Source organism: Vasconcelosia minhoensis LEGE 07310, assembly GCF_015207255.1.
GTDB lineage: Bacteria > Cyanobacteriota > Cyanobacteriia > Phormidesmidales > Phormidesmidaceae > Vasconcelosia > Vasconcelosia minhoensis.
Genome location: NZ_JADEXG010000007.1, coordinates 47,887 through 70,467, shown reverse-complemented (window position 1 = coordinate 70,467; position 22,581 = coordinate 47,887). Strand labels below are relative to the sequence as shown.

Here is a 22,581-nt window from a genome sequence, read left to right as displayed (position 1 = left end):
GCCCTATGTATAAAACGGTATTATTTCCGCTTGAGGCTGGCCCAGAGGCCAAGCAGGTCGCTGGCACTGCGCTCGAGCTGGCCCAGCTGTGCAATAGCCGCCTGGTACTGCTCTCTGTTGTGGAAGTGGATTCAGAAACTGACCCCGACGCCACGGCGGCGGCTCTGGCCCAGGCAACGGCTGCTGCCGCTCAGCTGCTAGAGCAGGCTAAAACCCTCTTCGAGCAGCAGGGGATTGAGTCGCAGACGATTGAGCGGCAGGGAAATCCAGCCTTCGTGATCTGCGATGTGGCAGACGAAGTTGCAGCGGATTTGATCATCATGGGCTGTCGCGGCATTGGCCTCACCGAAGGGGGCCATCTAGAGAGCGTCAGCAGCCGCGTGATCAATCTATCGCCCTGCCCGGTGTTAATCGTTCCCTAGAACCGCGCCGTCGGTTCATCCCTTTGGCCATTCTCCGCTGCCCTTTGCCTCTGCTAGGCTAAAGCGATGGCTTCCCCGTCTATTCAGTGGTATCCCGGACATATTGCCAAGGCAGAACGGGCCCTGGTCGAGCAGCTCAAGCGCGTCGATGTTGTGCTGGAGGTGCGGGATGCTCGGATTCCGCTATCGACTGAGCATCCTCAGGTTAGCCGCTGGATTGGCGAACGGCAGCGGTTGCTAATTTTAAATCGGGTTGATATGGTGCCGGACCCCGCGCGGCAGCGCTGGCAAAGCTGGTTTGTTGCCCAAGGCGAAACCCCCTACTGGGCGAATGCAAAACAGGGGAAAGGAATCGCCGCGATCGCGCAGGCCGCTCAGCAGGCGGGCAGCGCCATGAACCAGCGTCGCCGCGATCGCGGCATGCGGCCCCGTCCCGTTCGGGCCGTCGTGATCGGCTTTCCCAACGTGGGCAAATCGGCGCTGATTAACCGACTGCTGAACCGCAAGGTCGTCGAGAGTGCGCGCCGGGCCGGGGTCACCCGTCAGCTCCGCTGGGTGAGAATCTCTGACCAGCTAGAGCTGCTCGATGCCCCGGGCGTCATCCCTGCTCATCTGACCGACCAGGAGGCCGCTCTGAAGCTGGCTATCTGCGACGACATTGGCGAAGCAGCCTACGATACGCAGCGGGTTGCAGCCGCCTTTGTAGACCTGCTGAAGCAGCTCGACGCGGCGGAATCTGGGCAGCCCCGCCTGCAGGCGCTGCAAAAGCGCTTTGGCCTTGACCCGGCGGACTACAGCGGTGAAACCTATCTTGTTTTGCTGGCTGAGACGCAGGTTCAGGGTGACGTCGAACGAGCGGCAAGGCAGCTGCTGACGGATTTTCGCAGAGGTAGCCTGGGGGAAATGAGCCTAGAGCAAATTCCAGACTGAAGCCAGACCACAATCCAGATTGAACCGACAGGCTGGCGGGAATACTTGAAAACAGTAATATTCAGCTTAGACAACCTGAGCAAAGCCCAAATAAAAGCCCGTTTTTCCCCGATAGCTCAATGCCAACCCGCTTAGAGAAGGCCATTTTTACCACCCACCCACCCACCTATTCACTGCTCAACCGACTGCGCGATCGCAGCCGTCGCCTTTACGAGTCGGCAGCTGACAAACACCAGCGCGAGCGTAAAACGGCAGAGTATCTGCTGCTATCGCTGACTAACTGCGGCAGAACCTGGCTGCGGGTGATGCTGGGTCGAGCCATGCAGCTCGCCTACGGGATTGAATCGGTCAACCTGCATGACCTGTTCGCGTTTTCTGAGCGGAATCCCAATCTGCCCTCAATCAAGCCCATGCATGAAAAGTACGGGCAGTTTGGCAATACCTATCAGCAGCATAAGGTTATCTTACTGGTGCGCGATCCGCGAGATGCGCTCGTTTCCCGATACTACCAGCATCAAAAAATACTGCCGCCGGACCTCAATCAGTACGTCTTAGCTGGCGAAGACCTATCCGCTTACATTCAGTTTTATAACGACTGGCAGAATTATCAGGATACGACTCAGGCGTTCCTTTGTGTCCGCTATGAGGATCTTAAGCGGGACACCCTTGAAGAACTTAGCCGAGTCGTTGATTTCCTCGAACTTGCCATTCCGCCCGCAATCTTAGCGGAAGCAATTGACTTTGCTGCGTTCAATAATATGAAGAAGCTAGAGGCCGAAGGCAGCCCTGACGTTAGAGCGGGCGTGCTGCAAGGACACCGCAGTCCGGCTCAGCGCAAGGTGCGCAAAGGCAAGGTCGGCGGCTACCGCGAGGACCTATCAGCTGAAGCGATCGATTTTCTCGATCGGACCATTAGCCGGGAGCTCAATCCGATTTATGGCTATAGCCACTGACAATTCGTCATCGGGAAATTACAGAGAGTTTACAGGGCATGTTAGTTAATAGCCTAGTAAAACTCGCTATTCAGCCGTGCCGATGAAACTTTAGCAAAGTCGCAGCTGGGCTTCATTCGATATTCAAAGCCTAGGCTAATATCGAATGGATTTCGATTTTCTCTAGCTATACGGCAGCCATCTCCGTTTTGTATTGTCTCCTTAACGCTGATTTGTGTCACATCTCCACTCCCTAAAACCCATCTATGTCTGACAGTAGCGCCCAGCCAACGACACGTCTGGGCAAAGTATCCATCATTGCCAGCGATTTATCGAGCAGCGGTGCAGGTCGATGGAAAGGCGCCGTCAGACCATTTTTACTGGCTGCTGCGCTCAAGCAGCTAGGATATACAGTTGAAATTTTGGGCTTTATAGATGACCCCAGCAAAGCCAACTTTGCTACTGATATGACCGTTAAGGCCCTAGCCGGAGGCACCTATCCTCGCTTTTTTCGATCGGCGCAGCAGCTGATGACTCAGCTAGATGGCAATATAATCTATGCTTACAAGCTTAAGCCCAGCAGCTTTGGGGTGGCCCTACTCAATCGCTGGTGGACTCAGCGTCCCATTCCCATTATCCTTGACATTGACGATTGGGAACTTAGCTGGCATGGAGGCGACCAGGGTTCTTATCCCGAGTCATGGCGGCAGGTTGTACGAGATGTCATCAAACCCGACGGAGCACTACGTCAGCCTGACCATCCCCTCTACCTGCGCTGGATTGAACACTGGGTAGACAAGGCTGATGCCATCACGCTACATACAAAATTTTTGCAGAAGCGCTTCGGAGGTCACTACATTCCCAACGGGAAGGATACCGACCTGTTTGACCCAGACCGATACGATCCTGAAGCCAGTCGGGCTAAGTATGGCCTAGCTGGTTACAAGGTACTTATGTTTCCTGGTGCACCCCGACCTCACAAGGGGATAGAAGACATTCTGACAGCGTTGGACCAGCTTAATCAGCCCGACTACCGGGTCGTAATTGTCGGGGGCAGTCCTTACGACAATTACGACCAGGCGCTTATGCAACGGTGGGGGCGATGGATTATCCAGCTGCCTAAATACAGCTACGACCAGATGCCAGAAGTCGTTTCAGCTGCCCATGCTGTAGTCGTACCCCAGCGCAATAGCCCCATCGCCCAAGCTCAATTCCCCCTTAAACTGACAGATGGCATGGCTCTGGCCAAGCCTGTTCTAGCAACTCGAGTTGGGGACATCCCTGATATTCTGGCAGATACCGGCTATCTGGTTGAGCCTGATAGCCCCCATCAGCTCGCAGAGGCTCTGAAATCTATGTTCAGCTCGTTTTCAGCGGCCGAGGCAAAAGGCAAACGGGCGCGAGAGCGATGCATCAGGCACTATAGCATTACTGCAATGGCGACCGAGCTGAAGCCGATTCTAGAGCGCCTGACTCAGTCTGACGCCGTGAGTAATGCTATGTCTTTCGAGTAAGTAATGGTTCAATCGTCGACCAATTCCTCAGGCTGCTATGTACTCTAGAAAACTCCTCCTTAAGTCAACTTTCAAATATCCCCTACTATTATTTCTTTCAATTATTTTGGGATTTGCCAGTGCTTTGTTCAACGGCGTTGGCACCGTTCTGATCATTCCAATTTTGCTGGAGCTGCTGGGTCAGGCCACCGAAATCAAACGGGAACTACCCGCGCTTTTGAAGCACTTCCTAGGCCTTTTTGACAGCGTTCCAGATCAGTACCGCTTGCCCGTCATGGCAATGGCAATCGTCCTGATGATTGTGCTGAAAAATGCTTCGACCTACGCTAGCGCTTTGGCCTCGGGAAAACTTAATCGACAGCTGGCCGCAGGCTTACGCCGAGACGGCCTGCGCATTCTGTTGGACGTTGACTTAGATTACTTTTCCAGAACGAAAGCTGGCGATTTAATCAACCACTTGAATGCGGAAGTTAGCCGTACGACCGTAGCGATTCGAACCCTGACTCGCTTGGCAACGATCGTCATTACGATCTCAGTCTTTCTCGTTTTACTCATCTTAGCGTCATGGCAGTTAACGCTGATCTCAACCCTGGCTTTGGGACTAGTCGCGCTAGCCAACCAGACTGCCGTCCGGCGTTCGAAGCAATTTGGAGAACGCCTATCAAAGCTATCCCGCGATTATTCATCTCGGATTGTTGAAGTCCTGTCAGGTATCCGCTTAGTTAAAGCAACGGCCAATGAGGATTTTGAGTATGGCGTCATCGACCAGCTGATTCTGGATCGGGAAATTGCAGAATATGAATCGCAGCTGCTCTTTGCTGGCATCGGGCCAATCAATGAAGTGCTCAGCATCCTGGCGCTGATTGCGGTCGCTACCATCGGCAGGCTGCTATTCAAAAGTCAGCTCGCCGCTTTTTCGACCGTTTTGCTGACTTACCTGTTTTTGCTATTTCGGATGCTGCCCTATATTGGCCAGCTCAATGCGGCTCGAAGTCAGTTTGCCAACTCTGCGCCCAGCGTTGCCATTATCAGTGACTTCCTCCGACGCGATGACAAGCCCTTTATGCCCCAGGGGCACCGGCAGTATACCGACCTGATTGAGGGGATTCGCTTTAGCCATCTCTATTTCAAATATCCTGAACACGATGAATATGTCCTGCGCGATATTGATTTATATTTGCCAAAGGGGACGACGCTGGCTTTAGTAGGCTCATCGGGGGCAGGTAAATCTACGATGGCAGACCTGCTACCCCGTTTCTATGACCCCGCCGAGGGCAGCATCCAGATCGATGGAATTGACCTTAGAGAGTTTAATATTAAGAGCTTTCGGAAGCGGCTGGGAATCGTTAGCCAGGACACGTTCTTATTCAATGCAACCGTCCATGAGAACCTGCTCTATGGTCGGCCAACCGCCACTGAAGCAGAAGTCATTGACGCAGCGAAGCGAGCAAATGCCTACGAATTTATTACCCGTCTGCCCAAAGGGATGAATACGATGATTGGCGATCGCGGCGTACTGCTGTCGGGTGGCCAGCGGCAGCGATTGGCCATTGCTAGAGCCCTGCTACAGGACCCGGATATCCTCATCCTGGACGAGGCGACCAGTGCCCTGGATACGATTTCGGAACGGCTGGTGCAGAAGGCCATTGATCAGCTGAGTCGCGATCGCACCACGCTAGTCATCGCCCACCGGCTTTCGACGATTCAGAATGCCGACCGGATCGTCGTACTGGAGCAGGGGCGGGTTGTTGAGATGGGCAGCCACGCCGAGCTGCTTCAGAAGGGCGAGTATTACGCCCAGCTCTGCGCGATTCAGTTTTCAGAGCAGATTAAGGGCGAGCCGGTTGAGGAAACGTCGTCCCTGGAGCAGGCCGTGACGCAAACCTCTTATGAAATGCGCTCAAACCTAAATAACATCATCGGGGCGCTGGGCCTCTTGGCCGATGAGTCCTTGCCGAATGCGCGGGAACGCGATGAAATGACTTCAACGGCCTACGAAAACGCCGTTAACCTGCTGAAGTCTATCGAGCATTTTGAAAAGGCAAATAAGGACCTGCTCAAGGGCTAAATTGGGACTAGATTGGGGCCAAATGGGGTTTGCCTCGGGGCCGACCAGCCGGAGCGAGAGGCTGACGATCACCAGATAGGAACTATCATGCAGCGTGGAATTTACATCGTAGCGAACGACCGGGTTGCCGATAACGCGATCGCGCTGCTCAGCAGCTTGCGCCGGCATGACCCGAATGTTCCGATTGTCCTAATCCCCTTTGACCAGCGCTATCAGGGCGTGGCCGAGCGGCTCCAGCGATATCAGGTCAGCCTATTTCCCGACCTAGCATTTTTAGAGGCCTTTACCCAGAAGATTGGCGAGATTTTCCCCAAAGACTTTCTGGCCTTGCCGAACAAAATGCGAAAGCTAGCAGGCTGGTTTGGGCCACTAGATGATTTTCTCTACATTGACACCGACATCCTCTTCTTTGGTCCCGTGACGGAGACGCTAGCCTATCTCGAACAGGCTGATTTTATCTGCTGCGACTACCACTTCAAGGGCCGTGGCATTCAGGATATTTTTTCCCAGCGGGTCATCGACGACGGCATTTTTACGCCAGAAGCGCTGCAGGATGTGTTCAACAGCGGTCTGTGGGGCTCCAAAAAGGGGGCAATTTCGCTGGAGCAGATGTATGACCTCCTGCAAGACTGTGCCCAGCACCGCGAGTATTTTGACTTCTCGAGCGGCACGACCGACCAGCCGATCATCAACTATCTCGTGCTCAAAGCCATTCCTCGCCGGTTAAATATCGCCAAAGCCAACCCTAGCGAACCCGGCAGCTGGGGCGGCTCGCCCCATTTTGAACAGCGCGATCGCAGGCTTTACGACGGCGATCGCCCGCTGCGCTACCTGCACTGGGCCGGCACGCCGATGCGCCCCGGGGGTCCTTACCGTACGCTTTGGGAGTACTATCGCTATCTCGACGATCCCGATGCCAGATCAGTTGAGACCCCACCGATCCGGAAATCCTGGCGGCAACGGCTGAGCGCTATGCTGCGAAAAGCGAGATGAGTTCCCTGATCCTAGCCAGCCAGGGCTAGGCGGTGGGGATACTGGTGCAGCAGGGTGAGAAAATAATCAAAATCGAAGCTGCGGGGATCAATCCGCGTTCCCGAGCGATCGACCTGGCGATGGGTCGTAATCCGCCGGTCAGGAACGGTTGAGCGCGCCAGCAGCCAGGCCAGCGACCGATACTGAGCCTCGGTATAGCCGCTGTGGGTCTGGCCATTGCCGCGTCCATCGGTTGGCGTTTCCAAAGACACGTGGTAGGCAAAATTATTGACCGAACCTGGCAAGGCCGGATTGGTCACGACGGCTTCGGCACCGCTGGGGCCGTTGAAAACGGAGCTGCCCGCGCCAAACGCCCGCAGCTCTGGCGGGACGATATAGATGACGGTGCCCTCCCGGTCAATCAGCGTGTGATAGCTGATCTGGTCTTCGTCGCGAACGTGGGGCGTTTGGAAGAGGTTAATCGCGCTGAGCGCTGAGCCCACCGTTTCATGGAGGACCACAATCAGCTGATGGTTAGCGGGCTGCCCGTAGGCATCGGCGCGATAGCGCTCTCCATAGTTAGACGGGTCGGCTAGATAGATCGTTTCGATGGGCTGATAGCTAGGGGGCTGGGCACTGGGTGCAGCCTGGGCTACTGAGTCTACCGGCTGCTGGTCTGACAAATGCCGGTCGGCAAACCGATAGACAAAATCCGTCGAGCCGGTTGGCGCTGCGCCCTGACCGGGCCTAAAAGCTGGCCTAGATGGGATCAGCGCGGTCTGCGAGCGGTCTACGCTGGGCAAAGCGGTCTGCGCTGGAAGGGAGCTGACCGCTGCCCTGAGCGGCTCTAGTTCAGACTGAGTTGCCCCAATGGTGATAATGGTCAGCGCGGCCAGGCAGAAGACCACGCTACTAATTAGCCATGTCAACCCAGTTCGTTTCATCCAGCTACCCGGGTAGAGTACAGAATTGAATCTCCCCTATTTTGTACAGCATTGCCGAGAAAAAGGGGGGCGCTGTCACGCTAGGGGCGATCGCGCCGCGCTGAGTCCTATGCTCGGCTGCGCTGACGCTGCAGCGCCCGGCGATAGTAGCGGCGATAGAGAATTTCTAAATGCCCGCTGTGGGCCTGGATGGCGGCCCGCTGACGGCGATAGAGCCCTAGGAATAGATTGGCAAACAGCAGCGTCACAATTGCCACGATCAGCCCAGCCGCCGTCGATACGAGCGCTTCGCCGATGCCCGAGGTCACGCCTACCGCCTCTTCTCCAGCGACCTCGCCGAGGCGCAGGGATGAAAACGAGCCGATCAGTCCTAGAATCGTCCCGAGTAATCCCAGCAGCGGCGCCACTCCAATAATCGACTCAAAAATGGTGTTAAATCGCTTCAGCAGCGGCAGCTCGGATTGGGCTGCGCTTTCCAGCGCCAGCCTGAACTCCTCGGGGGTTGACTGTTCTAACGTTAGGCCAGCTAAAAAAATTCGTGCCAGCGGCAGCTGCCGGTACTGCTGGAGCAGCTCGACCGCAGCCCGCGGCTTTTGGGCATAGAGTTCTAAAGCTTGTCCAATCAGCCGCTCCTGATGCTGATAGATCTTCAGCCAGAATAGCAGCCGCTCGAAGATCAGCGTCGTCGCCAGTAGGGAAAAGGCCAGCAGTGGCCACATCACCACGCCGCCAAGGGAAAACAGTTTGGTTAGACCCATGGCTCACCGAGGTACACATCGTCGCGACGACAGCCGTAGTTGCGGTCATCGTCAAGGGGCAATATAGCGGTTTTTGCCCCCAATTCCTCACCCCGCGATCGCGGGCCTAACGCCCCCTCGGAAAATGCTCGATTTCGGCATAACCATTAAACAGCAGTCGATTGCCCTGCACCTCTAGCTGATTGACGCGCAGCAGTACACCGTCCAGGTCAAAGCGCTCCAGGTCAACCATCTGATTTAACACGGTGACAAACCCCGGAAGCAATGCTTCAGACAGCGATCGTAGGTCTTCGGGAATATCGTCGGCTTCAAATTGGGGATCGGCAAAAATTACCCGCCGCCGTCGCTCTACGCTCAGCCGGGCCGACAGGCTGATAGGCACGTTGTCGCGGTTGGGCAGATCGGTCTTGGCATGAATTTTGACCCGCTGCTCCGGCCGTAGCCCAACATGGACATCTCGAAAGGTGAGGGGCTCACCCCCCGACAGATCGGTCAGCTGCTCAAGGTCTACGTTCTCCAAGCGCTGACGCACTAGGTCGGCTTCAAACGCCCGATTGATCGCCGCTTCTGTCAACTTGACCATGGCGACCGCATGGGTGGCCTGCTTGAGGCGCAGCTTACCCGACAGCACGCCTCCCATCCCCATGTCAAGGGATACGGCATCCGTCTCAAATTCCATTTCCTCCGCTTCAAAAGCGCGGCGAATCACTAGCCCCTCTCCCCGCATCTGAAAGCTATCGACAACACCCTGAAGCAGCTTGCTAGAAGGAGAGCAGCGAATCGTCACCTCAACCGACTGACTTTTGGTAAATAACCTCTGAATCGCCTGGCGAGCTACAGAGTTGAGCATCTGCTCGCCAAAATCGGCTGAGGTCGATTGGGATCCCATCAGGCCGCCTAACATGCTGATCGTTACCCTCGGTTAAAGATTATTTCTACTTGTAACAAACTGTGAAGCAAACCGCCACAGTCGCCGAACTGAGCTTTCAACCCCTCAACCCTGCGCTAAGCGCGATCGCGGTTTGTTAAATTAGTTAACATTCTTAGCCTACAGCGCCTGAGCAAAAATGGGCTAAGCCTTTTGTGATTGCTTTTTTACGGGTTTGTGATTAGAAAAACCTATAATTTCTCGGCAATCACATCGCTGATCTGAATCGCTGATGAGTTCTGATTTTCGCAGAATTATAGTAAGCCAACTAATTGGAGTGATTAGTTTTGACAATCTGTACGGGTTTCCATCGAAACTCGATTGGGCTTGAAATCTCGTATCCGACTTCCGGATTGTCAGATAATCTTTAGAAAAGGAAAAGATAATAGGAATAAACGCCTAGTGAAGAGATAGAATAGCTTGTTAATGCAGGTTGATGTGTCCAAGTTGATTTGTCGGTTCCTGGCTAATCTCTGGTCAGCCTTAGCCTAGGACTGCCTGGATAGGCGATTTTGATGGTTTAGTCTGACAGTCCAGTCGCACAGTTCCAACCGCACAGTTCCAACCGCACAGTCGGATGGAGCCCTAACAGATCCCTCTGCATGACGTGCTCTGAGGCGACCTACCCAGCGAGGATTTCCTTTATTAAAAAAATAGACTTTACACAAGCTACCTCTCGAACCATAGGCAACAGCCGAAAGGCAGATTAAAAGCTCAACCATCTTCTTATAAAAATTATGGTGAATCACCCTCAAATTCTTGGACATGACTCTGTTTTTACCCCAGAGCAGGTGCTCGAAAACCGTGGTCGAGTGGCCATCTTTATCGATGGCTCCAACCTCTTTTACGCTGCTTTACAGCTCGGTATCGAAATTGACTATACCAAACTACTTTGCCGTCTAACTGCGGGCTCTCGACTGTTTCGAGCCTTCTTTTACACCGGTGTAGATCAGACCAATGAAAAGCAGCAGGGATTTTTACTCTGGATGCGGCGAAATGGCTACCGGGTAATTGCTAAAGACCTGATTCAGCTGCCGGATGGCTCTAAGAAAGCCAACCTTGACGTTGAGATTGCAGTCGATATGATGGCGCTGACGGGCTGCTACGATACGGCGGTGCTGGTCAGCGGCGACGGCGATTTGGCCTATGCCGTAGATGCGGCTAGCTATCGCGGCGTTCGGATCGAAGTCGTCAGCCTGCGCTCAATGACGAGTGACAGCCTGATTAACGTCTCCGACCGATATATCGATCTAGACGGCGTCAAAAATGACATTAAGAAGCTGCCCCGCCACGGCGCTCAGAACGGCTATTCATACCGTCCGCTTTCCGGTCTAGCGGTGATGGATGAGGCAGAAATCCAGCCGTAGCTTTGTTGCCAAGATTCAGATCCGGTCAGCTATTTGAGGCAACTTGAGCCGATTGCTGGGTAGCTAGGGCTATAGAATTAGCTACATTAGGAAAGCACATTCTCAAATAGCATCCGGGGCAGGCCGCAGCAGACTATGACAAAGTGGTATCGGTGGACTGCGATTGTCGCTGTGGCTGTTGTTGCCGCTGGAGTTGGCTTTCAAATCTTTCAGCGATCCCAGCCTGGGCCTGAGATTGAGTCTGCTGATTCGGCTGCAGAGGTCGAAACGGGTTTAACGCTGACCGATGTCACCTTGGAGCAGCCGGACGAAAACGGCGACTTGCTTTGGCGGGTTAAAGCCCAGTCAGTGACCTACAGCATAGACAAGCAGCTGGCCCAGCTCAATGCTCCCGAAGGCGAATTCTTCCAGAACGGCGAGGTGATCTATCGGGTCAAAGCCGACAGGGGAGAAGTGGAGCAAAACGGTGAAACCTTATTTCTGGAAGGAAATATCGTTGCCAACGGGGTTAAAAATCAGCTTACGCTGCGGGGCAACGAGCTAGAGTGGCGGCCCAAAGAAGATCTGCTGCTAGTCCGCGATCGCATTAGCGGCAGTCACCCTCAGCTTAATGCCAGCGCCAATGAGGCCCGAGTCTATAATCAGGACAGTCGGGTTGAGCTAGAGGGCGGCGTTACGGCAAAGACCAAAGCCGCTCCCTGGGTCGAATTCAAAGCCGAAGCGATGATCTGGTACATCGACGAGCAGCGGATTGAGACCGATCAGCCGCTGCAGGCTGAGCAGTTTCAGAGTCAGGAGTTTCGCACCGTGACCGAGCGGGTGGCGGGAAAATCGGGCATTGTCCGACTGGATGAAAAAACGGTCAAGCTGGCTGAAGCGGTCCAGATCGATCTGCCCCAGCGGCCGCTGCAGGTGAACACCGATAGCGCTTTGTGGAATCTCGATCAGGGCAGCGTTATTCTCGATCAGCCGGTGCAGCTTCAACAGGCGCAGGTGACTGTCACCGCCGACGCTGCCAGGATGGATCTGAATCAGCAGACGGTCTATCTCACCCGAAACGTCCGTGCTAACCGCCAAAATGGCTCCCTGCTCACCGCCGACCGGCTCAGCTGGCAGTTTGAAAGCCAGCAGGTTGAGGCAGAGGGCAATGTCCGCTTCCGCCAGCGCGACCCCCTGGTGGACGTTTCTGGGCCTCGGGCCGTCGGTAACCTGGCCCAGGATACGGTTACCGTCAGCGGCGGCGTGGTCACTGAGTTTGTGCCTGAAAACCTACCCGTTCCGTAAATTGGAACATTACAGCATATCCTGGTTGCGCCTGGGATCACCCAGTTGGTAATCTCCCTGGCCGATTTGGATAGTCGTTTTGAGGCCGGGCGGCACTGCCTCGGCCCGGCCCCAGCGCTGTTCTAGCGCCGCTAGCAGGCGGTCTTGTCGAGTCCGCAGTTCCTCCAGACCAGAGCCGTAGTTGATCAGCGCAAACCAAACAATGCCTTTTTGCTCTGTGGGGAATGCGCCAGCCAGGGCGCTCACCGAGGCAAGGCTGCCAGTTTTCAGGGCAGCGTGGGGCGGTAGTTTGCGGGCGTCAAGGGTGCCCCCATCCGCTCCGGCGATGGGGAACAGATCGGCTATGGTCAAATCTTGGGGCTGCAGCTCGGCCTGGATTGCTTGAAGCATAGCGACCACGGCCCGAGCTGAGATCTGGTTCTGTTCGCCCAGCCCAGAGCCATTAATCAGCTCGATTTCATCGGCTGACACGCGGGCCAGCGCTTCGGCTGTTTGGATAACGGCGCTCGGTCCACCCAAGCTATCCGCGATTAGCTCGGCCATGGCATTGTTGCTATAGATATTCATTGCTTTGAGAAGCGCAGCTAGCGGCAGTGAACGATGCCGTACCAGCCAGCCAGAGACCTGATTGAGCCGTTCTGGGTTAGCGACTTGGACCTGACCTTCGATTTGAACCTGGGGTTGGGCCGTCGTGGGGGGCATAGTTTGATACTGCTGCCAGACTTCACTTGACCAAAGGCGAGTATCCATTGCCTGCTGTAACAGCTGCCCGGCGGTCAACGTGTCCGTTTGAAAATTCATCGTAAAGCTGCCGACAATCACCAGGTCGCCGGTCACCCGCCGCACGCCAAGCCGCTGTAGCGCATTCCCTAGCGCGATCGCTTCTTCCCAAACAAACAGCGGGTCGGCGTTGCCCTGAATGATCAAATCGCCCTGTATCATACCATCAGCCAGCTGGCCCCGCCAGCCCACCAGGGTCTCGAAGGAATGCTCAGGCCCCCAGGTCGAGAGCGCCGCCAGCGTAGTTGCAATTTTCGTCAGGGAAGCCGCTGGGAAGCGCTGATCGCCCTGGGATTGCGCCATTGGTGTGTGGCCGGTAGCCAGCCACACGCCCTGGGCCTCGCGGCTAAAACCTGCCGCGCTCAGCCCCTCGAGGTATTCATTGACAATCGCTTCAGCTGTCGGATCGGGCGCTGACAGCTGGGCCAGCCAAGGCGACTCCCAGGCGACACGCAGGTCTACCGAGCTCAGCTGTAGGCTTTCTATTGGCTGCCAGCTACCGGTCCCGAGCCACGCCGAGAGAAAAGCTGAGCCTAGAAATTGCAGCGTCATGGAATTTACCTGTCCTGATATTGCGTCTGTTGTTAGCTTAGCGGCCGCATTAGGTCAAATGTACTATTTTCTTTAGGGTACCATAGAGGGACTCATCCGCTTTTTCGCCCGGCTGCCGATCCGGTCATAGGTATCGTGGCAAGACCCGATCAAAATCAAGTCCTGCGTCGGCTGCCCCTATTCGTGGGTGCTTTGGGGGGCGTTCTGCTGCTAGTCAATCGGCTCGCGACCCCAGCCCTAACCGCGTCGCAGGCTCGTGCCGACGCCTTGGGCGTGATTTTAAGCGCGCTACTGATTTTAATCGGTTTGCTCTGGCAGCAGGTTCAGCCCAGATCGCCCGAAACAGTCCAGTTAGCAGGTCAAGAGGGTTTTGACCTCAACCCTGATTTGCCAGCCGCATTGAAGACAGAGCTAGCCTGGGCTTCGAGTCTGCTGCTGACCAATACGGTCACTCGCTCTATTGTGGTCTACTACAGGGGGCAAGTGCTGCTGCGAAGAGGCGTTTTAGGCAGCAACTCGCAGGTCAAGCCCGGTCCGATTTTACAGCGCGTGCTAGAAAAAAAACGTCCCGTTTATCTCGTCAACCTCTCCATCTATCCAGGCCGAGTTGAGTTTGACTATTTACCTGAAAATACTCAGGGCGTGATTTGTCAACCCCTGGGCCAGCAAGGGGCGCTGATTCTAGGCGCAAACGCACCGCGCAGCTATACTCAGCAAGACGAAGCCTGGATTGCAGGAATCTCTGAAAAGATAGGGGATAGCCTCGACTCGCAGGTTGAAATGGCCTCCGATTCCCTGGTCTCGCCTGATTGAACCCCTGATTGAACCGGGGAGAATAAGGCTATTCTAAAATTCGCACTGCTACAGTACTCACCTTGAAATCATAGGTTGAACCCTCAATCTCGATCGGGGTGCCGATTTTGACCTTATTGTTCCCCAGTACCGGGCCGTCTGGAGTGATCTGGGCTGGCCCGCCCAGCGTAATCAGCATATCAGCGGTATAGCCTAGCTCGGGACGCGGGTCGGGATAGGATTTGACTGACCCATCCGGCTGCGGTACTGCCACGCTGCGGGGTAGGGCAATGACTGATTTAACCTCGACCTGACCGTATTCCTGATTGCGTACAATGATCTTGGTTGATTTCTCCTGCGCCATTTCCTGTAGAAAATCCTCGGGATTGAGCACGGTCAGCCCTCGAGCGATGACGTCTACCTCAATATCCTGAGTTGTGCTGCCTACCTGGGCGACCGACCCCGACGTCCCAGGAAAAAAGAAAATTCCCACCACCACAATTAGAATCGCGATCGCGGCGCCGAGGTCGAGCAGGCTGAGCTTACCGAAAAGCCGCCCTTTTGAATCTAAAATAGCCATAGCAGAGAAAGCTCCTACCCCATCAATATAGGTAATAATTTCGATTTCCAACCGAATTGGGATCGTTAGTATTTAATCACAGGGATGCTTCTCTTAGGTGACAGGTCGGCTCAGAATTGTGCTGCCTCTGTTTGCAGCCTTTGAGTAAGCATCCCGAAGTCAAACCAGATACTGAGTCTGCAATTTCAAAATTGTCACAGGCCTATTAGACGATCCCTGTTTTCAAAAGCTATTCTGAATGAGAGGGAAAAAGTTCCCCCTACAGGGCGACAATCTACAGCTTTGAAGTCAGCTACCATCGCTATGAAGATTGCGATAATAAAAGCTTAAGTTTTTTCTTGATAATAAATTCCCCACAGCCATGTCCAAGATGCGGTTTATAACTCCAGGCAAAATTTATCGTCGTTTCCTATATGGCCTAATGGCCTTTGTGATGACCATTGGAATCGGGATGGCAACCCCCCAACCCTCCCATGCAGGCATCTTTGACCTGATTTTCAACGGTATTCGGGTCTACCAGCTGTCTAACATCTCGGACCGGCAGGAAGTTCAGCTAGGCGGTCAAATCAACCAGCAGCTGTTGAACAGCGGCGAGTTTCGACTCTATAACAACGATGCCGTCACCAGCTATGTCAACAGCGTCGGCCAGCGCCTGGTGCCGGCCAGCGATCGACCCAATCTGCCCTACCGATTTCAGGTGGTTAACGACGACGCCGTCAATGCCTTTGCAACGATGGGCGGCTATGTCTATGTCACGACTGGCCTGATTCAAGCGGCCTCTGACGAGGCGGAGTTAGCCAGTGTGCTGGGGCATGAAATTGGTCATATTGCCGGCAAGCATGCCCTAAAGCAGATGCGTCAGGTTGCGATCGCGCAGGGCATCACCGGTGCCCTAGGCGTCAATCGAGACCGGCTTGTGAACATTGGCGTGCAAGTTGCGCTGCAGCTCCCAGCTAGCCGCGAAGACGAATACGAAGCTGATCAGCATGGCTTTGAAACGCTAGGGCGGGCGGGCTATGCCCAGTCAGCAATGGTCAGCTTCATGCAGAAGCTGGTGCGCCGAGGATCGCCGCCTGAGTTTCTCAGCACCCATCCTAATGCGCAAAACCGGGTAGAGCGGCTGCAAACGATGTTGAATGAGTCTGCCATTGCCGAAGCGGATGACGGCCTCAGCGAATCGGCCTATACTGCTAACATTCAGCCCCTGCTGTAGTTTCTCGATAGGCACAGATCCCTCGAAAAATGAGAGCTGGGTCAAAGCGCACCCTAGAGGCGACCTCTGGGGTGCACTGCTGTAGGTAGGTATGAATGAGCGAGCCATCGCCGCCGGTGAGTACCACCTGGCCCTGAGGAAAAGTCTGCCACCAGTCGTCAAGATAGTCTTGCAGACCACTCAGCAGCGTATAGAGGATTCCAGACTGAATCGCAGCCGTCGTCTCCTTAGCCCAGCGGGGGGGCAGGCGCGGGTGCCAGCTGACTGCTGGCAGTGCCGCCGTCCCCTGAGCCAAAGCCTGGGACTGGAGTCGTAGGCCGGGCAAGATAGCGCCGCCTAAAACCGTGTCCGCATCACCTGCAGTCAGGGTGAGTGCCGTTCCCGCATCAATCGCCAAAGCTGGCCATCCGCCAGTCCAGGCAGCGCCCCAAAGCGTCAGAATGCGGTCCAGGCCCAGGCCGGAATAGCATCCCTTGAGCGGAATCTGCTCGGGTTCAACGGTGACGGCGGCGGCGGCCCAGATGGCGGTCTGCTGGGGCACGACCGAAGCGAGCCATAGTCCCGGCTGGGTCAGGAGGGGCACTAGGTCCTGGGTTAGCCCTGCCCAGATCGCAGGCTGAAACCCATTGGCAATCAGGCGAGCGACTGTTTCTGGCGGTAGATGCAGCGTATGCCAGGTCTGGAGTAGCTGCTGACCGCGAAAAGCCGCCCAGTGAAGGCGCGAATTGCCAATTGCCAAAGCCAGCCAATCATCAGCCATGGGAAATAGGCGCTTGCCGTCTTATGCCGTCTCAAGTAAGTTCAACGCCTTAGGTCAGCGACATGAGCTCTTTTGCGGCCCGGGCAACGTTAGAAGGGTCTTTGACAAACCGGCAGTAGGGAACATCTCCTGTCCAGGTTTCGTAAAAGCCCAGGTTCTTATGATAGGAATTGGCCAAGAATACATGGGGTATTTCCATTAGCGTCGCCAAAATGTGGCCATGGAGACGATTCGTGACAATTAGCCGGTACTTCTTGAACTGATAGACGCCATGGTGCATAAACATCCAGGACTTGAGATGTAAATGCTGCTCGGGGGTATCCTTTAAATACTGTAAATCCCTGTGGAACCGCTGCCAGTACTGGCGCTCGACCCATTCAAATGGAAGAATTTGACCCTGCTCCCAGCTGTATTGAAATAGCCACTTGACACCCGCAACAGAAGCAACCCTAGGACTGCCTTTAAAGCGAAAAGACTGCCAGTCTTCCGTCTTCATTTTGTCAATTTCAAATCCCTTATCGTCAAACTCCCGATTGAATTCGTGATCGTTTCGGCAGTGGTAAAGCACATCTGACTTGCTTTTGTAATCAGATTTTAAGCCCGATAAACCACTTAGGGCAAACGCCATATCAGGTGCCTGTAAAACTTTGCAGCTGCTAAAGTGCTCACTAGCAACCGCGTAGCTGTAATGATCCCGGATAAAAATTGTTAAATCTGGATGAGAGTTGAAAACAGATTTTGCCTCTTCTAGCCGGTTGGGATATCGAAATTTAACGGCCTGTGAAAAAATAATGATTCTACGGTCGGGATACTCGCGAACAATGCGTTCGTAGAATCTTTGATAGTAAGACCATACGTCCCCCAAATTGCCGCCCCCACATATTAGCAGCGGTGCGCCCTCAGGGAGTCGGCGCTGCATGACTTCTGGTGAGAACTTTTCGATACTAGATGCGTAGCTGATGTCAACGTTCAGGACTTTGCGTAGATAAAAAACCTGGCCTAGCCATATTAAGTGGTCGCCGACGTTGTAATGGTCAGGGAAACTCAGCAAAGCGCAATGCTTGAAAGGCTCTATCTGCTCAAGCGCATCGTAAAGCTTCTGCTGAATATCCTTAGGGGTTTGCATGACAATAGATGTTTGCATGGCAGGTATAACGGTATAGAGATATGGACTTTCGGCAATAGGGCGCTAGGTTTCCTTCGCAATAACTATTTATTCATAAACCTGTAATGGACAAAAAGGTCGCCGTAGGGAATATTTGATATTTCCCAATTTAGCAGCTTGTCGCACAGCTTTGCGGCAAGCTGCTTCCAGGGAATTGGCTTTTCGTATAGGCGGGAAAGGCGGAAGAATCGGCTATTTTTGATTCCCATATAGTGCAGATATGTCAGCCGTTTGTTTCGATCGTAGAGCACATTTTCAGACTGCCTGAAATGTTTCGACGTGACGTTGCAGCCCGTGCTGTGCTCGGCCCCCTCATTTAAAGTAAAGTTGTAAAGGCTGACTTTTTTCTTGATAGTCATGTAGTTGAGCATTGTTTGCTCTAGCAGCTGCGCTATCAGCTCGCCTCGAATCTCAGCTCTAAAAGCTTCGGCGTCACCTGCTTTGACCTCATCTAGGAAGAAAGCCAGGTCTGCTTCAGTGAAAAGCTTTCGGTGAGATGCCCAGAATCCGCCGCAGTGAAAGCGTAGATACAGATCCTCTTCCGAGCTATAGTCTGCTTTCAAAGCATTAAAGAAACTCTGCACAGTTTTTTTCTTTCGGTCGGTCTTACGCTGAAAATCATGAACAACAAAGTCATAGGTGTCGAGGGCTCTAAATACATGATCCAGCGGTTTCATAACCAGTGTATCGGTATCAATATAGATAAACCTCTCGAATAATCCATCAAATGCACAGTACTTTCTATGCATGGTTGGCGTTTCTATCCGCCTTTTAGGTTTATCTTGAAAGGGATAGGCTAAAAATATCTGATGGATATCTCGAACGAAATGATCCCATTTTTGAATCGACTTCTGGTCCTCAAACAAAAAAACATGCTCAAACTGAGAAATTATCTTTTTTAGACTTTCGATTTCATCGTTGTAAGGAATAATGCATATGGGAATATCGTTGCTGTAGTTTGCTTTAATACTATTGATGAGTGCAATGACCTGGTCGATAACCACATCATTGGATAGCAAATATATTCCATTTTTCGAGCCTGCTTTAGTCATACCCTAAATTTCACAGCGTCAATGTCTAAATCAGTTGAATTTGAATTATTCACAGTTCTGGCTTCAGAAAAAAGATGCCCAACCAGCACTTTATGCAGCATCGTATGCTCTATCACCTCGGGACATTGGTGGGTTACCATTTCTCAGTCAAGTTTAACCCATGAATTCTTGATTGGCAGGTGTGTTTGCCAAGCTGCTAGCAGCGATTGGAACTATGGTTCAGCCAATCTTTCAGAGCTGCGAACCTGGCCCTCGCGGACTCCTCGCCAGCTCAGGGGGGCCGATGTCAGGAAGTCTGGACAAAAAGGGAAACGAATCCTCAAGCCATAGGTAATCGAATAAAACAGTTGTGTATTATACAGTCATCAGCGCAAATTGTTACTTTTGATACTGTTTAGGAATTATTTACAATGACTCAGCTGACGGTTAGAGAAGTGGTTTCTAGAGTTCAGTCGCATCAGTCGCTGCAGCAGGCTGAACTGAGCCATATCGATCTCGCAGGAGCCCAGCTCGATCGAGGCAATTTTTCCCAAGCCTATCTACGTTGCGCCAATCTCACCGGCGCCTCCTGCCTGGGAACTAATTTTTCCAAAGCTACCCTGATCCTCGCCGTTTTATCGGGAGCTTCCCTTGAAGGGGCGCAGTTGGAGGCAGCGGAGCTGATTCGGGCAAGGCTAGAGCGCGGAATTTTACGAGAGCTGCATGCGCCTCGCGCCAGGTTTCATGGTGCAGTCCTAGACGATGCCGACCTGTCATTTGCCACGTTGAACCAGGCTTGTCTGACCGAGGTAACGGGTTGCGGAGCCCTGTTTAAGAACGCCAACCTGACCCAGGCCGTTCTCAGCCGAGCTGACTTCAGCGGCGCTAGCTTTTGTGGGGCCAAGCTGGGCCAGAGCGTTTGGCAACGGGCAACCCTACAGGGCACCTCTTTTTATCTGGCAGAATTAGAAGCCGCCGATTTGACCCAGGCCAACTTGGTTGGAGCTAACTTTACCCAGGCAGAGCTGCTGAATGCCAATCTAACAGCAGCGAACCTAGCAGGTGCGCTTTTACTTCAGGCTCAGGCCGACTGGATTGACTTGACCAGAGCCAGCCTGCAAAAGGCCAATTTGGAGCGGGCTTCTCTCTTTGGTGCGCAGCTGGCCGAGGCTGACCTGACCGGGGCCGACCTGACTGGCGTTAATCTGCAGCAGGCAAATTTGGAAAATGCCAGCCTGGCTGGGGTAGGTCTGGCTGCAAGCCGGGTTGCCGGGGCTGTCTTTACCGATGCTCAAGGGCTGACGCTGGCGCAGACAACCTGGCTCAGGGCAAACGGCGCTTTGAACGTACCTAGCTAACTTGAACGCAGCCGACTGTCGCAATGCCTGCTTTGAATCAGCAGATTTAAGCGGGGCTGACCCGAGAGGGGCGGATCTGAGAGGGGCCAATTTACACGACGCAATCTTGACTGGTGCTAATCTAAACTGGGGCATTTTTACCGGCAGACTGTCGTGAAGCTCAAAAGTCAGGCCGTTCTAATAGACAAAACATCGTCAGGGCCGTTGTGCATGAGAGGGTCGCAGCGGTAGGGGCGTCACAGCCCAGGATCTGCATAGGAAAATAGAAGCAGACTGCCAGTACCGCTGACAGTCCAATGGGATGAGTGAGAAAATCAAAGATGGTCTGAGCGGCTTCGAGCCATTCGAGGAACTTGAGGAACTGGTTCAGAATTGACATAATAGACCTCTGCGCTTACCGCTAGCCTAAAATTTGATCGAAAACAGTCTTGAAGACAGCCTTGGGAACTTTGCCGACCCAAGTTTTGACAACCTGCTGCTCTGAGTCCAACAGCGTGAACTGAGGAACGCCGGAAGCCCCATAGTCAGACACTTGGGACGCCCACTGGGGCCGATCGACATCGAGCATGACAAAGTTGAGCCGCTCTGCATATTGCTGATGCAGGGCGGCCACGGTTGGCGACATCGCCTGGCAGGTGGTACACCAGTCGGCGTAGAACTCGATGAGGGTGGGTTTTGGGTTCGCGATCGCGACCTCATAGGGCACCGCCTCAGCCGCCGTTGCCTTGAGCGTCATCAGCCCGGACAGGGGCGTAAAGCTCACCGCCGTCTCTGCCGGTCGCGTCAGCAGCACCGTCAGCAGCCCAGCGATCAGGATTGCCGCAACAGCGGTCAGCCTTCTTCTAGGGAATTGTTCTTTCGCAGCAGCCATCGCAGTCATCACTGAAAATAATAGGCTAGAAAAATATGTCCCCCCAGCATTAGGGTAAACACGCTCACCAAAAAGATATGGGTCGGCAGCCAAACGGCCCGCATGTTGCGAATCAGGGTGCCCTTACCCACGCCCGCTTCGGACTTCCCCGCCAGGCTAAAAAACTTCCGCGAAGATTCTAGAACCCCCGTTTCAGCCACTACGCCGACTAGGGCCGAAAGGGTGACGGCAAAGAACATCCATAGAAAAACCGCATTGTAGTTAAGCCCGTTCGAGCCCAGGGTATGCACCAGCACGACCGCCAGCAGCCCTACCCCGACAAAAATATGCAGGCTGCGCCAGAATAAGACTGAACCCGGAATTTTGACTTTTACAAACCAGCTGCGGCTGCGCTTTCTTAAGCTGAGCAGCATTTCCACCAGCACAAAAAACAGCGCGGTGAAACCGGTCGCTTGTTTATAAATTTCCCCCCGCATGAACTGGTGCAGTTCTACAGAGCGTTCTCTTAGTGCATCAAGATAGACCGAGCTCACTGCAAATGGGGTCAGCAAAGCAGCGCAGATCAGGGTAAGCATAATCAGGGTAGAGAACTTAGGCTGCATGGGCTTTTAAAGACCTAGAGGAAAATAGAAAAAAAACAGGAGCATTGCAATTTTCGATTGATACTCCTGTTTCTGAGCAAGGCTCCGTCAGGTAGAAGGCATACTCTCAACCGGGATATTGATAATGATGCCGCCCATCACATCTCCCATCTCAAATACCTTATCGGGGTAGCGCTCTAGGTGAACCGGATGGGTGTTGTGGCAGCTGACGCAGGCTTCAGCAACTGCCGTATCCGGATAAAGCGCCGAGTAGTAAGCCTGATCGCCTACCTCCTGATACCCTTTATAGGGTTCACCCGTAGCGACGATTTCTTCAACGGCCTCTTTCTCAAATTCGCTCTTAGGCCCCTGGCTATCGTTGATATTCCAGGGCGAGATCAGATTGTAGGTGAAGTAGCCGGACTCATTGGCAATTTCTGAGCCTAGGCGAAACATCTGGGCCGGTAGCGGCACGCCATCGGTTTGCTGCCACGCTTCGGTGGACTCGACCGGTAAGACACCATCCTCTTTAGATTTACCTTCGAGGGTCTTGACCCGGTTGACCACATGCTGAGTGTAGGCGGTCCGGTCAGCGGCCAGTACCGTATGAATGTAGTCGGCGACCAGGTCAGGCGCGATCGCGGGTCCTGCCTCGGTAGTAGAACTACCCCCGCTGCAGGCAACGGTAGTAAAGCAGACTACCGCTGCAAGGGCAAATAGAGCGACTATCCTAGTGCGAAACCGCTGTATCCAACTTGTGCTAGTCATTGAAAGGTTCT

Annotated in this window: 24 protein-coding genes; 12 read left to right on the top strand and 12 right to left on the bottom strand. The window is 53.8% G+C overall.

From position 1 onward, the window contains the following. The first annotated feature begins 5 nt into the window (after positions 1-5). The 6 genes from IQ241_RS04725 to IQ241_RS04700 all read left to right on the top strand — a co-directional run bounded on the left by IQ241_RS04725 (position 6) and on the right by IQ241_RS04700 (position 6,859). Positions 6-422: a universal stress protein gene (locus IQ241_RS04725; RefSeq protein ID WP_193905268.1), complete on the top strand. Its 417-nt coding sequence runs from the start codon at positions 6-8 to the stop codon at positions 420-422. A gap of 66 nt (positions 423-488) precedes the next feature. Further along, complete coding sequence (gene ylqF, locus IQ241_RS04720) at positions 489-1,352, top strand: ribosome biogenesis GTPase YlqF (RefSeq protein ID WP_193905267.1); 864 nt, start codon at positions 489-491, stop codon at positions 1,350-1,352. Positions 1,353-1,471: 119 nt separating this feature from the next. Then, on the top strand, positions 1,472-2,305 hold the full coding sequence (locus IQ241_RS04715) for a sulfotransferase domain-containing protein (RefSeq protein WP_193905266.1): 834 nt from the start codon (positions 1,472-1,474) through the stop codon (positions 2,303-2,305). A gap of 245 nt (positions 2,306-2,550) precedes the next feature. Further along, on the top strand, positions 2,551-3,798 hold the full coding sequence (locus tag IQ241_RS04710) for a glycosyltransferase family 4 protein (protein ID WP_193905265.1): 1,248 nt from the start codon (positions 2,551-2,553) through the stop codon (positions 3,796-3,798). A gap of 106 nt (positions 3,799-3,904) precedes the next feature. Continuing rightward, positions 3,905-5,866, top strand: coding sequence for an ABC transporter ATP-binding protein (locus tag IQ241_RS04705; protein WP_228021382.1), 1,962 nt, complete (start codon positions 3,905-3,907; stop codon positions 5,864-5,866). A gap of 87 nt (positions 5,867-5,953) precedes the next feature. Further along, positions 5,954-6,859 (top strand): Npun_R2821/Npun_R2822 family protein, encoded by a 906-nt coding sequence (locus IQ241_RS04700; protein WP_193905263.1) that lies wholly within the window; start codon positions 5,954-5,956, stop codon positions 6,857-6,859. Between the two features lie 11 nt (positions 6,860-6,870). On the opposite strand, the gene IQ241_RS04695 is transcribed toward IQ241_RS04700, so the two are convergent. From IQ241_RS04695 to IQ241_RS04685, 3 genes are all read right to left on the bottom strand, one after another. Then, positions 6,871-7,782 carry a peptidoglycan recognition protein family protein gene (locus tag IQ241_RS04695; protein ID WP_193905262.1) on the bottom strand — a complete coding sequence of 304 codons (912 nt, stop codon included), beginning with the start codon at positions 7,780-7,782 and terminating at the stop codon, positions 6,871-6,873. A gap of 107 nt (positions 7,783-7,889) precedes the next feature. Further along, on the bottom strand, positions 7,890-8,540 hold the full coding sequence (locus IQ241_RS04690; protein ID WP_193905261.1) for a MotA/TolQ/ExbB proton channel family protein: 651 nt from the start codon (positions 8,538-8,540) through the stop codon (positions 7,890-7,892). Between the two features lie 106 nt (positions 8,541-8,646). Beyond that, positions 8,647-9,429 carry an LmeA family phospholipid-binding protein gene (locus IQ241_RS04685; RefSeq protein WP_228021381.1) on the bottom strand — a complete coding sequence of 261 codons (783 nt, stop codon included), beginning with the start codon at positions 9,427-9,429 and terminating at the stop codon, positions 8,647-8,649. A gap of 776 nt (positions 9,430-10,205) precedes the next feature. On the opposite strand from IQ241_RS04685, the gene IQ241_RS04680 reads away from it, so the two are divergent. Further along, positions 10,206-10,835 (top strand): LabA-like NYN domain-containing protein, encoded by a 630-nt coding sequence (locus IQ241_RS04680; protein ID WP_193905259.1) that lies wholly within the window; start codon positions 10,206-10,208, stop codon positions 10,833-10,835. A gap of 135 nt (positions 10,836-10,970) precedes the next feature. Next, positions 10,971-12,119, top strand: coding sequence for an LPS export ABC transporter periplasmic protein LptC (gene lptC / locus IQ241_RS04675; RefSeq protein ID WP_193905258.1), 1,149 nt, complete (start codon positions 10,971-10,973; stop codon positions 12,117-12,119). A gap of 9 nt (positions 12,120-12,128) precedes the next feature. Here lptC and IQ241_RS04670 read toward each other — a convergent pair whose 3' ends face one another. Next, positions 12,129-13,451, bottom strand: coding sequence for a D-alanyl-D-alanine carboxypeptidase (locus IQ241_RS04670; protein WP_228021380.1), 1,323 nt, complete (start codon positions 13,449-13,451; stop codon positions 12,129-12,131). A 135-nt stretch (positions 13,452-13,586) separates the two neighbouring features. Between IQ241_RS04670 and IQ241_RS04665 the strand changes: the two genes are divergently transcribed. Then, positions 13,587-14,264, top strand: coding sequence for a cofactor assembly of complex C subunit B (locus IQ241_RS04665; RefSeq protein ID WP_193905257.1), 678 nt, complete (start codon positions 13,587-13,589; stop codon positions 14,262-14,264). Between the two features lie 28 nt (positions 14,265-14,292). Here IQ241_RS04665 and IQ241_RS04660 read toward each other — a convergent pair whose 3' ends face one another. Further along, positions 14,293-14,823 (bottom strand): DUF4330 domain-containing protein, encoded by a 531-nt coding sequence (locus tag IQ241_RS04660; RefSeq protein WP_193905256.1) that lies wholly within the window; start codon positions 14,821-14,823, stop codon positions 14,293-14,295. Positions 14,824-15,274: 451 nt separating this feature from the next. Here IQ241_RS04660 and IQ241_RS04655 point away from each other — a divergent pair, with 451 nt between their 5' ends. Beyond that, on the top strand, positions 15,275-16,036 hold the full coding sequence (locus IQ241_RS04655; RefSeq protein WP_228021379.1) for a M48 family metallopeptidase: 762 nt from the start codon (positions 15,275-15,277) through the stop codon (positions 16,034-16,036). On the opposite strand, the gene IQ241_RS04650 is transcribed toward IQ241_RS04655, so the two are convergent. The 3 genes from IQ241_RS04650 to IQ241_RS04640 all read right to left on the bottom strand — a co-directional run bounded on the left by IQ241_RS04650 (position 16,014) and on the right by IQ241_RS04640 (position 19,013). Continuing rightward, a complete protein-coding gene (locus tag IQ241_RS04650) occupies positions 16,014-16,796 on the bottom strand; it encodes a pantothenate kinase (RefSeq protein ID WP_193905254.1) in 783 nt (260 codons plus the stop codon). The genes IQ241_RS04655 and IQ241_RS04650 overlap by 23 nt on opposite strands. Positions 16,797-16,845: 49 nt before the next feature. Continuing rightward, positions 16,846-17,940, bottom strand: a complete 1,095-nt coding sequence (locus IQ241_RS04645) for a polysaccharide pyruvyl transferase family protein (protein WP_193905253.1) — start codon at positions 17,938-17,940, stop codon at positions 16,846-16,848. 65 nt (positions 17,941-18,005) lie between these two features. After that, a complete protein-coding gene (locus IQ241_RS04640) occupies positions 18,006-19,013 on the bottom strand; it encodes an Npun_R2821/Npun_R2822 family protein (protein ID WP_193905252.1) in 1,008 nt (335 codons plus the stop codon). Between the two features lie 410 nt (positions 19,014-19,423). Here IQ241_RS04640 and IQ241_RS04635 point away from each other — a divergent pair, with 410 nt between their 5' ends. Together IQ241_RS04635 and IQ241_RS26350 are read left to right on the top strand one after the other, a co-directional pair. Next, entirely contained in the window at positions 19,424-20,350 is a 927-nt protein-coding gene (locus IQ241_RS04635) for a pentapeptide repeat-containing protein (RefSeq protein ID WP_193905251.1), read from the top strand. A 1-nt stretch (position 20,351) separates the two neighbouring features. Further along, complete coding sequence (locus IQ241_RS26350) at positions 20,352-20,507, top strand: pentapeptide repeat-containing protein (RefSeq protein WP_193905250.1); 156 nt, start codon at positions 20,352-20,354, stop codon at positions 20,505-20,507. A gap of 3 nt (positions 20,508-20,510) precedes the next feature. Here the strand turns inward: IQ241_RS26350 and IQ241_RS04625 are convergent, their stop codons facing one another. The 4 genes from IQ241_RS04625 to IQ241_RS04610 form a co-directional block, all read right to left on the bottom strand. Then, a complete protein-coding gene (locus tag IQ241_RS04625; protein WP_193905249.1) occupies positions 20,511-20,729 on the bottom strand; it encodes a hypothetical protein in 219 nt (72 codons plus the stop codon). A 21-nt stretch (positions 20,730-20,750) separates the two neighbouring features. Then, a complete protein-coding gene (locus tag IQ241_RS04620; protein ID WP_228021378.1) occupies positions 20,751-21,221 on the bottom strand; it encodes a thioredoxin domain-containing protein in 471 nt (156 codons plus the stop codon). Between the two features lie 8 nt (positions 21,222-21,229). Further along, entirely contained in the window at positions 21,230-21,823 is a 594-nt protein-coding gene (locus IQ241_RS04615; RefSeq protein ID WP_193905247.1) for a hypothetical protein, read from the bottom strand. Between the two features lie 87 nt (positions 21,824-21,910). Beyond that, positions 21,911-22,570, bottom strand: coding sequence for a Tll0287-like domain-containing protein (locus IQ241_RS04610; protein WP_193905246.1), 660 nt, complete (start codon positions 22,568-22,570; stop codon positions 21,911-21,913). Between the last annotated feature and the right edge of the window lie 11 nt (positions 22,571-22,581).

Excerpts from the sequence above, each read along its gene's own strand:
- IQ241_RS04725 (WP_193905268.1), top strand. The coding sequence starts at position 6 with ATGTATAAAACGGTATTATTTCCGCTTGAGGCTGGCCCAGAGGCCAAG.
- ylqF (WP_193905267.1), top strand. The coding sequence starts at position 489 with ATGGCTTCCCCGTCTATTCAGTGGTATCCCGGACATATTGCCAAGGCA.
- IQ241_RS04715 (WP_193905266.1), top strand. The coding sequence starts at position 1,472 with ATGCCAACCCGCTTAGAGAAGGCCATTTTTACCACCCACCCACCCACC.
- IQ241_RS04710 (WP_193905265.1), top strand. The coding sequence starts at position 2,551 with ATGTCTGACAGTAGCGCCCAGCCAACGACACGTCTGGGCAAAGTATCC.
- IQ241_RS04700 (WP_193905263.1), top strand. The coding sequence starts at position 5,954 with ATGCAGCGTGGAATTTACATCGTAGCGAACGACCGGGTTGCCGATAAC.
- IQ241_RS04695 (WP_193905262.1), bottom strand. The coding sequence starts at position 7,782 with ATGAAACGAACTGGGTTGACATGGCTAATTAGTAGCGTGGTCTTCTGC.
- IQ241_RS04690 (WP_193905261.1), bottom strand. The coding sequence starts at position 8,540 with ATGGGTCTAACCAAACTGTTTTCCCTTGGCGGCGTGGTGATGTGGCCA.
- IQ241_RS04685 (WP_228021381.1), bottom strand. The coding sequence starts at position 9,429 with ATGGGATCCCAATCGACCTCAGCCGATTTTGGCGAGCAGATGCTCAAC.
- IQ241_RS04680 (WP_193905259.1), top strand. The coding sequence starts at position 10,206 with ATGGTGAATCACCCTCAAATTCTTGGACATGACTCTGTTTTTACCCCA.
- lptC (WP_193905258.1), top strand. The coding sequence starts at position 10,971 with ATGACAAAGTGGTATCGGTGGACTGCGATTGTCGCTGTGGCTGTTGTT.
- IQ241_RS04670 (WP_228021380.1), bottom strand. The coding sequence starts at position 13,451 with ATGACGCTGCAATTTCTAGGCTCAGCTTTTCTCTCGGCGTGGCTCGGG.
- IQ241_RS04660 (WP_193905256.1), bottom strand. The coding sequence starts at position 14,823 with ATGGCTATTTTAGATTCAAAAGGGCGGCTTTTCGGTAAGCTCAGCCTG.
- IQ241_RS04655 (WP_228021379.1), top strand. The coding sequence starts at position 15,275 with ATGGCAACCCCCCAACCCTCCCATGCAGGCATCTTTGACCTGATTTTC.
- IQ241_RS04650 (WP_193905254.1), bottom strand. The coding sequence starts at position 16,796 with ATGGCTGATGATTGGCTGGCTTTGGCAATTGGCAATTCGCGCCTTCAC.
- IQ241_RS04645 (WP_193905253.1), bottom strand. The coding sequence starts at position 17,940 with ATGCAAACATCTATTGTCATGCAAACCCCTAAGGATATTCAGCAGAAG.
- IQ241_RS04640 (WP_193905252.1), bottom strand. The coding sequence starts at position 19,013 with ATGACTAAAGCAGGCTCGAAAAATGGAATATATTTGCTATCCAATGAT.
- IQ241_RS04635 (WP_193905251.1), top strand. The coding sequence starts at position 19,424 with ATGACTCAGCTGACGGTTAGAGAAGTGGTTTCTAGAGTTCAGTCGCAT.
- IQ241_RS04625 (WP_193905249.1), bottom strand. The coding sequence starts at position 20,729 with ATGTCAATTCTGAACCAGTTCCTCAAGTTCCTCGAATGGCTCGAAGCC.
- IQ241_RS04620 (WP_228021378.1), bottom strand. The coding sequence starts at position 21,221 with ATGGCTGCTGCGAAAGAACAATTCCCTAGAAGAAGGCTGACCGCTGTT.
- IQ241_RS04615 (WP_193905247.1), bottom strand. The coding sequence starts at position 21,823 with ATGCAGCCTAAGTTCTCTACCCTGATTATGCTTACCCTGATCTGCGCT.
- IQ241_RS04610 (WP_193905246.1), bottom strand. The coding sequence starts at position 22,570 with ATGACTAGCACAAGTTGGATACAGCGGTTTCGCACTAGGATAGTCGCT.